Annotated in this window: 13 protein-coding genes; 4 read left to right on the top strand and 9 right to left on the bottom strand. The window is 49.5% G+C overall.

The window, feature by feature from the left end; genetic code table 11:
- The coding region (locus CRG49_RS13990) for a helix-turn-helix domain-containing protein (protein ID WP_157807904.1) at positions 1–143 on the bottom strand (143 nt) is incomplete at its 3' end.
- A gap of 185 nt (positions 144–328) precedes the next feature.
- Between CRG49_RS13990 and CRG49_RS10495 the strand changes: the two genes are divergently transcribed.
- Together CRG49_RS10495 and CRG49_RS10490 are read left to right on the top strand one after the other, a co-directional pair.
- A complete protein-coding gene (locus tag CRG49_RS10495; protein WP_154143309.1) occupies positions 329–676 on the top strand; it encodes a hypothetical protein in 348 nt (115 codons plus the stop codon).
- Positions 677–710: 34 nt separating this feature from the next.
- On the top strand, positions 711–1,325 hold the full coding sequence (locus CRG49_RS10490) for an SMC-Scp complex subunit ScpB (protein WP_095503121.1): 615 nt from the start codon (positions 711–713) through the stop codon (positions 1,323–1,325).
- A gap of 290 nt (positions 1,326–1,615) precedes the next feature.
- Here CRG49_RS10490 and cysI read toward each other — a convergent pair whose 3' ends face one another.
- The 7 genes from cysI to gshB all read right to left on the bottom strand — a co-directional run bounded on the left by cysI (position 1,616) and on the right by gshB (position 10,451).
- Positions 1,616–3,379: an assimilatory sulfite reductase (NADPH) hemoprotein subunit gene (cysI, locus tag CRG49_RS10480; RefSeq protein WP_095503123.1), complete on the bottom strand. Its 1,764-nt coding sequence runs from the start codon at positions 3,377–3,379 to the stop codon at positions 1,616–1,618.
- Positions 3,380–3,618: 239 nt separating this feature from the next.
- Positions 3,619–5,253, bottom strand: a complete 1,635-nt coding sequence (locus CRG49_RS10475; RefSeq protein ID WP_095503124.1) for a CTP synthase — start codon at positions 5,251–5,253, stop codon at positions 3,619–3,621.
- A gap of 148 nt (positions 5,254–5,401) precedes the next feature.
- Positions 5,402–7,075 (bottom strand): AMP-binding protein, encoded by a 1,674-nt coding sequence (locus CRG49_RS10470; protein WP_095503125.1) that lies wholly within the window; start codon positions 7,073–7,075, stop codon positions 5,402–5,404.
- Positions 7,076–7,211: 136 nt separating this feature from the next.
- Complete coding sequence (gene mnmA / locus CRG49_RS10465) at positions 7,212–8,312, bottom strand: tRNA 2-thiouridine(34) synthase MnmA (RefSeq protein ID WP_095503126.1); 1,101 nt, start codon at positions 8,310–8,312, stop codon at positions 7,212–7,214.
- A 167-nt stretch (positions 8,313–8,479) separates the two neighbouring features.
- Positions 8,480–8,920, bottom strand: a complete 441-nt coding sequence (locus CRG49_RS10460; protein WP_095503127.1) for a copper chaperone PCu(A)C — start codon at positions 8,918–8,920, stop codon at positions 8,480–8,482.
- Positions 8,921–9,005: 85 nt separating this feature from the next.
- Entirely contained in the window at positions 9,006–9,410 is a 405-nt protein-coding gene (locus CRG49_RS10455; RefSeq protein WP_095503128.1) for a diacylglycerol kinase, read from the bottom strand.
- Between the two features lie 84 nt (positions 9,411–9,494).
- On the bottom strand, positions 9,495–10,451 hold the full coding sequence (gene gshB, locus CRG49_RS10450) for a glutathione synthase (RefSeq protein WP_095503129.1): 957 nt from the start codon (positions 10,449–10,451) through the stop codon (positions 9,495–9,497).
- A gap of 142 nt (positions 10,452–10,593) precedes the next feature.
- On the opposite strand from gshB, the gene CRG49_RS10445 reads away from it, so the two are divergent.
- Positions 10,594–10,776 carry a hypothetical protein gene (locus CRG49_RS10445; RefSeq protein WP_095503130.1) on the top strand — a complete coding sequence of 61 codons (183 nt, stop codon included), beginning with the start codon at positions 10,594–10,596 and terminating at the stop codon, positions 10,774–10,776.
- Between the two features lie 99 nt (positions 10,777–10,875).
- Here the strand turns inward: CRG49_RS10445 and recN are convergent, their stop codons facing one another.
- Entirely contained in the window at positions 10,876–12,537 is a 1,662-nt protein-coding gene (recN, locus tag CRG49_RS10440; RefSeq protein ID WP_095503131.1) for a DNA repair protein RecN, read from the bottom strand.
- A 294-nt stretch (positions 12,538–12,831) separates the two neighbouring features.
- Between recN and CRG49_RS13985 the strand changes: the two genes are divergently transcribed.
- Positions 12,832–13,002, top strand: a 171-nt coding sequence (locus CRG49_RS13985) for a helix-turn-helix domain-containing protein (protein WP_157807888.1), incomplete at its 3' end; no start/stop codon positions are given.

Below are 13,002 nucleotides of genomic sequence, written 5' to 3'. Positions count from 1 at the left end.
CCGTTGACGGAATGCCGTCTGATTTCCCGACTGACGGTGGCGGGATGACAACCGATGTTCTGTGCGATTTGGTTTAGGGGTAGGTTGCGGTAATGTCTGGAAATGTAGTATCTTTGGTGTGAGGTCAGTTGTGTGTAGGTCATATTGCAATCTTTCTTGTCAGGAAAGGCAGTATACTACCGCATACTGGCCTTTTCTGTTATTGGAAATTGCACTTGTTAGGCGAATGTAAGGCCGTCTGAAAAAAGTAGGGTGGGTGTCAACCCACCATTTAAATATAAGCATGATCGCGGTGGGTTTACACCCACCCTACTTGATGAAAAATATGATGCCTTTAAAATCTTTAGCTTGTTTATGTGTTGCACCGCTTTTAAGCGCATGTGCCGTTTCAGATGGCAAGCCATCGCAGGCGGAACGCATTTCGGTGTATAAATCTGATGGTTCGCGGCAATGTGGAAGTGGCAGTGGCGTGAGTGCACAAGAAATGCTACGCGAATTAGACGGCATGAAAGTGTATGCCGCGCGGGCGGATGTGTTGCATGGTGTGGCATTTCCGGCGGTTTGCGGCGGTGGTACGCCAAACATCAATGTTTATGTGATTGATGCGAAAAATCTGAAAAAAGCGCAGCAGCGTGGATTTCATTTGTTGCAAAACAAAGGCTTTGGCGTATTTTGACGGTTGAGGCCGTCTGAAAAGATTGACGATTAAAATGAACGAAAAAATTTCCCCTGATGTGCTGATTGAAGCAGCTTTACTGACACAAGTCGAGCCTTTAAGCGAAAAAGCGATGCGCGAATTGTGTGTGCCACCGTTGTCGCAGGATAAGTTGATTGATGTGTTGTCGAATTTGAAAACACGCTGGCAAAACCGTGCGCTGCAATTGGTGCACACACATGAAGGTTGGCGTTTTCAGATTGCGCAGGCGGCGTTTGAGCGATTGGGTAGTTTGCAAGAGCAGCGTGCGCCACGCTATTCGCGTGCGGTGATGGAAACGCTGGCGATTATTGCTTATCAGCAACCGGTGACGCGTGGCGACATTGAAGGCATCCGCGGTGTGGCGGTGTCGCAAAATGTGATGCAGACTTTACAGGATCGGGGCTGGATTGAAGTCATCGGGCATCGTGATTCAGTTGGCAGGCCATCGCTTTGGGCAACTACGGCGCGGTTTTTGAGCGATTTGAATTTGGAAAGTTTGGAAGAATTGCCGCCGCTGACGGAGCTGGGCGAGCTGGTGTTGCCGGATTTGATGGATACGCCGCCGACAGGTGATGAAGAGGAAGAGCCGGTAGAATCTGCCGAGCATTCGGGGCAGCTTTTGAATTGAATCAATGCCGTCTGAATTTTTCAGACGGCATTTTTTAGTAAGTTGATAAAGATAAAATCAATAAAATCAATGATAAAAGGCCGTCTGAAAATTCAGACGGCCTTTGTTTCTCTATTGATATGTAGACTGAGACCTTTGCAAAATCTCTATCTTTGGCGCATTTCTTTGTTGTGCGCTGCTCGAAAGCTTGCCTATCTTCATGATATGTCTTCGCTTTCTGCGCTGCTACAACTTTGAACTGCACTCAAATCTAGAGTTTTGCAAAGGTCTCAGACTTGTTATGGTGTTTTTTACGCCCAAAAATCACGCGGTGCATCGACCACCGGTTTCACAATGCCGCTGCGTACGGCAAAGTCGCCGAAACCTTCATTGGCTTCGCGGCTTTGCGCCCATGCGCCGACCCATTGGTTGATGATGTCTAAAATTTCCGGCTCGGTGATGTTTTCTTTAAACAGGCGCGGAATGCGGGTGCCTTCGCGGTTGCCGCCGGTGTAAAGGTTGTAGCGGCCAACTGCTTTACCGACCAAACCGATTTCGGCCAACATGGCGCGGCCGCAGCCGTTCGGACAGCCGGTTACGCGCAAAACGATGTGCTCTTGCGATAATTCATGACGGGCAAGAATCTCATCGATTTTGTCGGAAAAGCTTGGCAGGAAGCGCTCGGCTTCGGCCATCGCCAGCGGGCAGGTCGGCAAGGATACGCAGGCCATGCTGTTTTCACGTTGCGGGGTGACGCTGTCGCTGATTAAGCCGTGTTCGCGGGCGATTTTTTCGATGGCATCTTTTTCAGATGGTTTCACATCGGCCACAATCAGGTTTTGGTTGGCGGTGAGGCGGAAGTCCCCGGTGTGGATTTTAGCGATTTCGCGCATACCGGTTTTCAGCGGACGGCCCGGATAGTCTAGCAGACGACCGTTTTCGATAAAGAGGGTCAAGTGCCAGTTGCCTTCTTCGCCTTGCACCCAGCCGATGCGGTCGCCACGTGAAGTGAATTCATAAGGGCGCAGCGGCTCGAATTTCGCGCCCATGCGGTTTTCAACTTCTTCGATAAAGGTTTGCACGCCGACGCGCTCGAGGGTGTAGCGGGTTTTGGCGTTTTTGCGGTCGCTGCGGTTGCCCCAGTCGCGCTGCACAGAAACCACGGCAGCGGCGCAATCCAATACTTTATCCAAACCGATAAAGCCGAATTCGCGTGCGGTGTTGGGGTAGGTTTTGGTGTTGCCGTGTTCCATCGACAAGCCGCCGCCGACCAAGACGTTGAAGCCGGCTAGTTTGCCGTTTTCTTCGATGGCAACAAAATTTAAATCGTTGGCATGCAGATCCACATCGTTGTGCGGCGGAATCACCACAGTGGTTTTGAATTTGCGCGGCAGGTAGTTTTTACCCAAAACCGGCTCGGTGGCATCGCCGCTTTTCACGGAATCGGCCAAAGGCGCGGTGACTAAGTCTTCGGTAGAGTGCAGTTTTTCACCGTCCAGCCAGATTTCGGCATAGGCGCGGGTTTTCGGCAGCAAATGCTCGCTGATTTTTTTGGCCCATTCGTAGGCTTCTTTGTGTAAACCGCTTTCGACAGGGTTGCTGGTACACAAAACATTGCGGTTCACGTCGCCTGCGGTAGCGATGGAATCCAAGCCCAATTCGTTGAGCCATTGGTGCATCGGTTTGATGTTGTCTTTCAATACGCCGTGGAATTGGAAAGTTTGGCGGTTGGTCAGGCGGATGGAGCCGTAGAGCGTGCTTTCGCCGGCAAACTTATCGATGCCCAGCCATTGTTCGGGCTTAATGATGCCGCCCGGCAGACGGCAGCGCAGCATCACGTTTTTCAGCGGCTCAAGTTTTTGATCGGCACGCTCGGCGCGGATGTCGCGGTCGTCTTGTTCATACATGCCGTGGAAACGGATGAGTTGGAAATTGTCGCCGTTGAAACCGCCGGTCATGCCGTCTTTCAAATCGTCGGCAATGGTGCCGCGCAAGTGCTGGCTTTGGTCTTTTAAGCGTTCGTTGTCAGCTAAAGGGGCATCGGGCAGTTTGGCACGTGGGTCGGTGGTGGTCATAGTGGCTCCTAGGCTCATTTTGATATGGTCGTTACTTTACCTAGGCCGTCTGAAAATGGGAAAGAATGCTTGGTTGTATGGAAAGATGATTTTGTTATATTGATTGTTCTATTTCGCGGCATCTGGAAAAAGCAAAATGAATCATTTGATTAATTGTGATCATTCATGGATATAGATGGTTTTCAGACGGCATTCAATAAAAAAGCACCTGAAATTCAGGTGCTTTTTTTATGCAAGGCTTAGGCTGATTTATTGGTCAACGCAGCTTTCACAAAAGCGTTAAACAACGGATGTCCTTGGCGTGGGTTGGACGTAAATTCCGGATGGAACTGACACGCGAAGAACCAAGGATGGTTTGGTAGTTCAATGGTTTCTACCAAACGCTCGCGGCCTGCGGATACACCGCCGATGACCAAACCGGCTTGTTCTAATGCGGGAACGAAGTTGTTATTGACTTCGTAGCGGTGGCGGTGACGTTCGCGGATTTCTTCGCTGCCGTAGATTTTAGCGGCCAAGCTGCCCGGTTTGAGCTCGACATTCTGTGCGCCCAAACGCATGGTGCCGCCTAAGTCGGCGTTTTCATCACGCACTTCCACGCTGCCGTCGGCGGTTTGCCATTCATCAATCAAGGCTACTACAGGCGAGGCGCATTTCAGGTTGAATTCGGTCGAGTTGGCATCCGGCAAACCGGCCACATCACGCGCATACTCAATCAAAGCGATTTGCATGCCTAAGCAAATGCCTAAGTAAGGCACATTGTTTTCACGCGCGTAACGTACCGCTGCGATTTTGCCTTCCACACCGCGCACGCCGAAGCCGCCCGGTACCAAAATGGCATCCATTTCTTTCAAAGCTGAAACATCGCCGCCGTTTTTCTCGATTTCTTCGCTGTCGAAATAGGTAATTTGCACATCGGTTTCAGTATGAATACCGGCGTGGCGTAAGGCTTCAATCAGCGATTTGTAGGATTCGGTCAAATCTACATATTTGCCGACCATGCCGATTTTGGCGATGTGCTTCGGATTTTTAATCGCGTGAACGATTTTCTTCCATTCGGTTAGATCCGCTTGCTGCACATTCAATTGCAGCTGCTCGGTGATGATGGTGTCGATGCCTTGGTTATGCAGCATTTCCGGACATTCATAGATGCTGTCCACATCATAGCTGCCGACAATCGCACGCTCTTCTACGTTACAGAACAAAGCGATTTTACGGCGCTCGTCTTCTGGCATAGGGCGATCCATGCGGCAAATCAAAATATCCGGCTGAATGCCGATGCCCAACATTTCTTTTACGGTATGCTGGGTTGGTTTGGTTTTGATTTCACCGGCTGCGGCAATGTAAGGCACATAGCTTAAGTGGGCAAACAAGGTATTGTTGCGGCCGAGCTGGCTGCGCATTTGGCGGATGGCTTCAAGAAACGGCAATGATTCGATGTCGCCGACGGTGCCGCCGATTTCGACGATGGCCACGTCGTAGCCTGCTGCACCTTCATGGATGCGGCGTTTGATTTCGTCGGTGATGTGCGGAATCACTTGCACGGTGCCGCCCAAGTAGTCGCCGCGACGCTCTTTGGCAATCACGTTTTCATACACTTGACCTGCGCTGAAGCTGTTGCGGCGGGTGAGGGTGGCGTTGATGAAACGCTCGTAGTGGCCTAAGTCAAGGTCGGTTTCCGCGCCGTCGTCGGTGACAAACACTTCGCCGTGTTGGAACGGGCTCATCGTGCCCGGATCGACGTTGATATACGGGTCGAGCTTGAGCATGGTGACGTTGAGACCGCGCGATTCGAGAATGGTCGCAATAGAAGCGGCGGCGATACCTTTTCCTAAGGAAGATACAACGCCGCCGGTGACGAATATAAATTTAGTCATGATGAAATACCCATGTTGGAATACGTGATTTTACCCTGAAGCGGCCGCACTGGCAAACTCGGACAAATGAAAATGAAACAGGCCGTCTGAAAAATACATATTCCTTTCAGACGGCCTGATGGAGATGAAGTCAACCCCATTCAACTGCTTATTTTTTCAATACTTCGTCACGCAATTCTCGGCGCAGGATTTTGCCGACATTGGATTTCGGCAATTCGTCGCGAAATTCGATGTCTTTCGGTACTTTGTAAGCAGTCAGCTCGGTGCGGCAAAAATCGATCAATTCTTCTTTGGTGAGCGAATTGTCTTTTTTCACCACAAATACTTTTAAGGCTTCGCCGGTTTTTTCATTCGGCACGCCAATACAGGCCACTTCTAAAACCTTATCGTGATGGGCGACCACTTCTTCGATTTCGTTTGGATAAACGTTGAAGCCGGAAACCACGATTAAGTCTTTTTTACGGTCAACCAGCTTAAACCAGCCTTTTTCATCCATGACGGCAATGTCGCCGGTTTCGATAAAGCCTTTGCTGTCGATGGCTTTGGCGGTTTCTTCCGGACGGTTCCAATAGCCTTTCATCACTTGGGGGCCGCGCACCCACATTTCGCCCGGCTGGCCTTGCTGCACCAGTTTACCATCGCCATCGCGCAACTCGACTTCGGTAGATGAAACAGGCAAACCGATGCCGCCGCTGTAGGCTCCAATATTCAATGGGTTACAACACACGCCCGGGCTGCATTCGGTCAGGCCGTAGGCTTCGACAATCGGCGTGCCGGTGATTTTTTTCCATTTTTCCGCCACGGCGCGTTGCGTGGCCATGCCGCCGCCTAAAGTCAGCTTCAGGTTGGAAAAATCGATTTCGGTAAACTCAGGACGGTTGACCAAACCGTTGAATAAGGTGTTCACGCCGACAAACACGCTGATGCGGTCTTTTTTCATGTCGCCGATAAAGCCCTTCATGTCGCGCGGGTTGGTAATCAAAATAATTTTGGAACCGGCATTGGAGAAAATCATCAGGTTCACGGTGAGCGAAAAAATGTGGTAAAGCGGCAGCGCGGCGATCACCACTTCTTCGCCTTCGCGCAGCAGGTTTTTAATCCATTCCGACGCCTGCATCATATTGGCGCAAATATTGCCGTGGCTGAGCATAGCACCTTTAGCCACACCAGTGGTGCCACCGGTGTATTGCAGCAGGGCGGTATCTTCGCGGTTTAATTCAACCGGTCGGAACGTATGCGTCGCACCTTGTTTTAAGGCCGTCTGAAAGGTAATGGTGTTGGCAATGCGGTATTCGGGTACCATTTTTTTCACTTTGCGCAAAACAAAGTTTATCAGGTTGCCTTTAATGGCGCCGAACATTTCACCAACGGAAGCGATAATCACGTTTTTGATGTCGGTGCGTGGCAATACCAATTCTAAGGTGTTGGCAAAATTTTCCAACACGATAATGGTGGTCGCGCCGCTGTCTTTGAGCTGGTGTTCCAGTTCGCGCGGGGTGTAGAGTGGGTTGGTGTTCACCACCACCAAACCGGCCTGCAAAATGCCGAATAAAGCCACCGGATATTGCAGCAGATTGGGCATCATGATGGCCACGCGTTCGCCGCGCTGCAGCTTTAATATGTTTTGCAGATAGGATGCGAATTTAGTCGCAAGCTTGGCCGTTTCGTTGTAGCTGAGCGATTTGCCCATGTTTTGAAACGCCGGTTTGTCGCCGAATTTGGCGACGCTTTTTTGGAATACATCAATAATGGATTGGTAACGGGTGATGTCGATTTCATGCGCCACGCCCGTTTCATAACTTTGTAACCAAGGTTTTTCCATGGATAATCAGTCTCTTGTGGTAGTAATAAGATGGAGGAAAACCATTGATATGGTTTAGATGAAAAGATTATAACAGCCTAAGCGGATTGAATACAGAAAGGCCGTCTGAAATGTTCAGACGGCCTGAGACTTTCGTTTATTTGATGATAACCGGTTTATCGGTCGACATAATGATACCGCCACCCAAGCACACATCGCCATCGTAAATCACAGCAGATTGACCGGGGGTGACCGCCCATTGCGGTTCATCGAACACTAATTCGATGGTGTCATCATCGAGATAGTGCAATTCGCAGGCGGCATCGGCCATACGGTAGCGGGTTTTGCAGGTGTAGCGGCCAGGTTGCGGACGCTCAGGCAGGGTAAAGCTCAAATCGTTCATGATTAGGCTGTTGGTGTAAAGCAGCGGATGATTGTGTCCTTGTACCACGATTAATTCGTTTTTGCCCAAATCTTTAGCGGCAACAAACCACGGCTCACCTGCGCCGCCAATGCCTAAGCCTTTGCGTTGGCCTAAGGTGTAAAACATCAAGCCGACGTGTTCACCGACCACTTTACCTTCAGGGGTGACCATTTTGCCGTTGTTGGTTGGCAGGTATTTTTGCAGAAATTCGCGAAACGGGCGCTCGCCGATAAAGCAGATGCCGGTGCTATCTTTTTTCGCAGCGGTCGGCAGCTCGAATTCAGTAGCCAAACGGCGAACTTCAGGTTTTTCCAAATCGCCCAATGGGAAAATGGCGCGCTCGAGTTGATGCGGTTTTAAGCGGTACAGGAAATAACTTTGGTCTTTGTTTTGGTCGAGACCTTTGAGCAGGTAATGCACGCCGTTGCGTACTTCTTTGCGTGCGTAGTGGCCGGTGGCAATGGTGTCCGCGCCTTGTTCGATGGCGTAATCCAAGAAGCACTTGAATTTGATTTCGGCATTACACAATACATCGGGATTTGGCGTGCGGCCGGCGCTGTATTCTTTTAAGAAATAGGCGAACACATTGTCTTTGTATTGTTCGGCAAAATTCACAATATCGATGTCGATGCCGACAATATCGGCCACGGCGATGGCATCGAATGAATCTTGCTTGATGCTGCAATATTCGTCGTTGTCGTCGTCTTCCCAGTTTTGCATAAATACGCCGTTGACGTTGTGGCCTTGTTTTTTCAACAAAGCAGCAGTCACAGACGAATCGACGCCGCCGGAGAGGCCGACGATGATGTTTTGTGGGGTGTGTTGAGTATTCATGCGGGTAGATATGGGGGAGAAACGGAAAATCTAAAGCAGAATTATAGCATATTTAGTAGTCTTAATAATATGGAAAGGCCGTCTGAAAACCATGGTTTTCAGACGGCCTGTTTTAATCATCAATACATTAAAATTTAATGTTTGTGTGCGCCTTCGCCGTGGTTGTGTTAATGCGTGGCAGGCATAGGGGCGGTTTTCACCGGCACATGAATGGTTTGCGCTTTTTCGTTTTTGAATTTAAGCGTTACCGGAATGGTTTCGCCGTCTTTCAAGGCGCGTTTCAAACCCATAAACATGATGTGGTAGCTGCCTGGTTTCAACTCGGTATTGGCTTTGCTCGGCAATGGCACACCACCTTTGACTTCGCGCATACGCATCACGCCGTTGTCGTTGATGTGGGTATGCACTTCAACACGATCGGCCACTTCGCTGCTGCCGCCGATTAAGAAATCTTGTTTGGCATTGTCGTTGTGGATGGTCATGAATGCACCGCTCATGTGCATGCCTTCTACGGTGGCGCGCGCCCACGCATCTTTTACATGAATGCCTGCGGCTGAAGCAGAAGTTGCCAAACCGGCGATAATTAAGGTTGCCAAAAGTTTTTTCATGTCATATTCCTTGGTGAATGATGGTAATAGAATAATGTTACAGGAAAAAGCAGTCTGAAGACTTTGATATGGGTTAAAAGGCAGGTTAAAACAGGTTAAACCCATATTCACGCCACAGCGACATCAGCCAAACCAGTGCCAGCAGGGTTAAGGCCAATAGCTGGGCGGCCGAGCCGGCATCTTTGGCACGCTTGGCCAACTCGTGTTTTTCGGTGGAAGTATGGTCAACCGCGGCTTCAATGGCGGTGTTGAACAATTCGGTAATCAAGGAAATAAACGAAGCCATAATCAGCAAAGTGCGTGTGGCGGGGCCGAAGTTGAGCAAAAAGGTGATGATAATCAAAATGGCATTGAGTAACACCAATTGGCGGAACGCGCTTTCAAAGCGGTAAGCGGCTTTCAGGCCGTCTTTGGAATAGCCAAACGCATTAATGATGCGCTGTAGGCCGGTTTTGCCTTTTTTGGCGGCGGCGTAAGAGTCGTTTTTCATGGTGATAGGGATTATTGGCTAGTAAGTAAGATAAATAGGCCGTCTGAAAAGGGGAAAATGCTTTCAGACGGCCTTGATGATTATTTAAGCTTTCGACCAAGATTCAACCGCATCGGCAGACATGGCTGCCACATCAAAGCCTTTTTGCTTCATGATTTCTTGGAAACCGGTCGGGCTGGTCACGTTGACTTCGGTCAGGTTGCTGCCAATCACATCTAAACCGGCCAGCAAGATGCCGCGGCGTTTGAGTTCTGGGGCAAGGGTTTCGGCGATTTCGCGGTCTTTTGCGCTCAATTCTTGTGCCACACCACGACCGCCGGCAGCCAAGTTGCCGCGTGTTTCACCGTTTTGTGGAATGCGTGCCAAGGCATAAGGCACGACTTCGCCGCCAATAATCAGAATGCGTTTGTCGCCATCGACAATTTCAGGAATGTAGCGTTGCGCCATGATGGTGCGTGAGTCTAGTTGCATTAAGGTTTCCAAAATGCTGCCGATGTTGGGGTCTTGCTCGGTTAAGCGGAAAATCCCCATGCCGCCCATGCCGTCGAGCGGTTTGACAATAATGTCGCCGTATTCTTGCAAAAAGGCGCGTACGTCTGCCGAGCGGGTAGTCACCAAGGTTGGGGCGGTGAACTGGCTGAAATTTAAAATCGCCAGCTTCTCATTGAAATCGCGCATGGCTTGGCCGCTGTTGAATACTTTCGCCCCTTGTTCTGCCGCTAAAGTTAAAAATTGAGTGGCATATAGGTATTGCATGTCAAACGGCGGGTCGGTGCGCATAATCACAGCATCAAAATCTTTTAAGGCCGTCTGAACTTTATCGCCGTTTTGAAACCAAGCATGGTCGTGATTGTCTTTCGCACCCAAAAATTCAAACGGTGTCGCTTGTGCCACGACCAAACCTTGTTGTACCGACAATTCGCTACTTAAGGTATGCGCAAGCTGCCAGCCGCGTTTGGCCATTTCGCGCATCATGGCGTAGGTGGTGTCTTTGTAGGTTTTGAAAGTAGCCATCGGATCGGCGATAAACAGAACGTTCATGGGGATTCCTTGAGATGAGATAGTGTCATCATACACTTATTGAGGCCGTCTGAAAATTTTCAAGATGAGATTTATTTTGGTATTTTAAGTAAAAGTAATGTTTGTTATTATGTAGCTGATTTAACCATGAAAAGGGGATGACATGAAGAAAACAATGTTTGCGGTTTTGGCCTTCGGATTATTGTCTGCGCCGGTATGGGCAAATGATTATGCCAACTATACTAATGAAGAATTGCGTAAGTTGTGTGAATTTCAAAAACAGAGCCTGCAAAGAAAACATAATGGTACGCCTGCTTGTGAAGCTTTGAAAAAACGTGGGCAGTAAATCAAATAGGGTTTATCTATTTAATGGATATTAAATAGGCCGTCTGAAAATCAGTAGATTTTCAGACGGCCTATTTTGTGGTTGGTAAGTTGAACCCAATCAAGCCGCGGCCAGTGTCAGCAATTCGGCGGCATGGTGGCGGGTGGTGTCGGTGATGATTTCACCGCCCAGCATACGGGCGACTTCTTCCACGCGTTCTTGTTCGTTTAACACGCGGATTTCGCTGACAGTTTGTTCGCCTTCGCTGTGTTTGCGCACTTGCCAATGATGTTCGCCGCATGAGGCAACTTGCGGTAAATGGGTGACGGCCAAAACTTGATGCTGTTTACCCAAAGCGCGCAAGGCTTTGCCGACCATTTCGGCCACGCCGCCGCCAATGCCGGTATCGACTTCGTCAAAAATCAAGGTCGGTACATGGGTGTATTGGCTGGATACGACTTGGATGGCCAAGCTGATGCGCGCCAATTCACCTCCTGAGGCGACTTTGTTTAATGGACGCGATACGCTGCCTTTGTTGGCAGCCACTTGGAATTGCACTTGCTCCAAGCCGTGTGCGGTTGGTGATGATGGCAGCAAAACGATGTCGAAACGCGCGCCTTTCATTGCCAAGTGTTGCATATGCTCGGTGGTTTCACTGCTCAATCGGCCGGCAGCTTGATGGCGCATGGCTGAAAGTGTGTGCGCGGCTTCTTGGTATTCGGCAAATTGTTGCGCGACAGCCGCTTCCAAGGCTTCCAAATCGGCAGCGGCGTGTAAGCTTTCCAATTGGCTGGCGATTTCGGCTAATTTATCTGGCAGGGCTTCCGGCTCGATGCGGTATTTACGCGCCATGCTCATGAGTTCGGCCATGCGGCGTTCTTGTTCGGCCAATTCATCGGGATCGATGTCGGTGCGGCCGGCGACATCGCGCATATTGGCACTGATTTCGCCCAATTCTGCTTCGATGCTGGCGAGCATATTCAGGCTTTCGGCAAAGCGTGGTTCGATGTTTTGCAGGTTGCCAAGAAGTTTTTGGCATTGGTAGATTTGGCGCTGAATGCCGTTGTCACCATCGATGTTTTCGCCGATTTGTTCGGCTGTTTGCAACAATTCAGCAGAATGCGCCAAGTTGTCGTGGCTTTGGCTGAGAGTTTCCCATTCGCCGGCTTGCAGGTTGAGCTGGGTTAATTCGTTGAACTGCCATTCCAAACGTTCGCGCTCGATGGCGATATTTTCAGATTGCTCTTGCGCTTCTTGCAGCGATTTTTTGGCGGCAACCCAGCTTTGGTATTGTTGGCGCACACTTTCGGCTTGCTCCAATGCACCGGCAAAGGCATCCAAAAGCTGACGCTGGGCGGATTCTTGGTTTAGGGAATGATGGGCATTTTGGCCGTGGATATCGATTAATTGCTCGCCGATGGTTTTGAGCTGCGCCAAAGTAGCAGCTTGATTATTGATGTAGCTGCGGCTTTTGCCTTTGGCATCGATGATGCGGCGGATGTTGAGTTCTTCTGCCTCGTCTTCCAGCAAGCCTTGTTCGCGCAATTGGGCTTGCAATTGCGGCAGACTGCCGATATCAAATAAGGCTGAAAATTGCGCTTCTTTGGCACCGTTGCGCACTTGACTGTAATCGGCTTTATCGCCCAAAAGCAGACCGAGCGCGTCGAGCGTGATGGATTTACCGGCACCGGTTTCACCGGTTAAGACGGTAAAGCCGTTTTGGAAATCTAAGTTTAGGTTTTCAACAATCACGAAATCGCGTAAAGAGAGTGCCAGCAACATGATGGTATTCCTTAGTATGATAAAGGCCGTCTGAAAAGAATGATTTAAACGGTTTTCTTTAGATGGGTTTATTTTAACTAAGATTTTTCGTAATTGGAATAAGATTTTATATATTTTATTGCTGATTTTGTTGAGTTTATTTTTAAAGTGTTGAATTGTATGGTTTTATTTGTTGTAAAAAAGGCCGTCTGAAATTCAGACGGCCTTACATTCGCCTAACAAGTGCAATTTCCAATAACAGAAAAGGCCAGTATGCGGTAGTATACTGCCTTTCCTGACAAGAAAGATTGCAATATGGCCTACACACAACTGACCTCACACCAAAGATACTACATTTCCAGACATTACCGCAACCTACCCCTAAACCAAATCGCACAGAACATCGGTTGTCATCCCGCCACCGTCAGTCGGGAAATCAGACGGCATTCCGTCAACGGAACCTACTGTTACCGAAAAGCACAACAG

The organism is Neisseria sp. N95_16, assembly GCF_002551535.2.
Lineage (GTDB): Bacteria > Pseudomonadota > Gammaproteobacteria > Burkholderiales > Neisseriaceae > Neisseria > Neisseria brasiliensis.
This window is presented reverse-complemented; position numbering and strand designations above follow the sequence as displayed.

Excerpts from the sequence above, each read along its gene's own strand:
- CRG49_RS10445 (WP_095503130.1), top strand. The coding sequence starts at position 10,594 with ATGAAGAAAACAATGTTTGCGGTTTTGGCCTTCGGATTATTGTCTGCG.
- CRG49_RS10495 (WP_154143309.1), top strand. The coding sequence starts at position 329 with ATGCCTTTAAAATCTTTAGCTTGTTTATGTGTTGCACCGCTTTTAAGC.
- gshB (WP_095503129.1), bottom strand. The coding sequence starts at position 10,451 with ATGAACGTTCTGTTTATCGCCGATCCGATGGCTACTTTCAAAACCTAC.
- CRG49_RS10475 (WP_095503124.1), bottom strand. The coding sequence starts at position 5,253 with ATGACTAAATTTATATTCGTCACCGGCGGCGTTGTATCTTCCTTAGGA.
- cysI (WP_095503123.1), bottom strand. The coding sequence starts at position 3,379 with ATGACCACCACCGACCCACGTGCCAAACTGCCCGATGCCCCTTTAGCT.
- recN (WP_095503131.1), bottom strand. The coding sequence starts at position 12,537 with ATGTTGCTGGCACTCTCTTTACGCGATTTCGTGATTGTTGAAAACCTA.
- CRG49_RS10470 (WP_095503125.1), bottom strand. The coding sequence starts at position 7,075 with ATGGAAAAACCTTGGTTACAAAGTTATGAAACGGGCGTGGCGCATGAA.
- CRG49_RS10455 (WP_095503128.1), bottom strand. The coding sequence starts at position 9,410 with ATGAAAAACGACTCTTACGCCGCCGCCAAAAAAGGCAAAACCGGCCTA.
- CRG49_RS10460 (WP_095503127.1), bottom strand. The coding sequence starts at position 8,920 with ATGAAAAAACTTTTGGCAACCTTAATTATCGCCGGTTTGGCAACTTCT.
- mnmA (WP_095503126.1), bottom strand. The coding sequence starts at position 8,312 with ATGAATACTCAACACACCCCACAAAACATCATCGTCGGCCTCTCCGGC.
- CRG49_RS10490 (WP_095503121.1), top strand. The coding sequence starts at position 711 with ATGAACGAAAAAATTTCCCCTGATGTGCTGATTGAAGCAGCTTTACTG.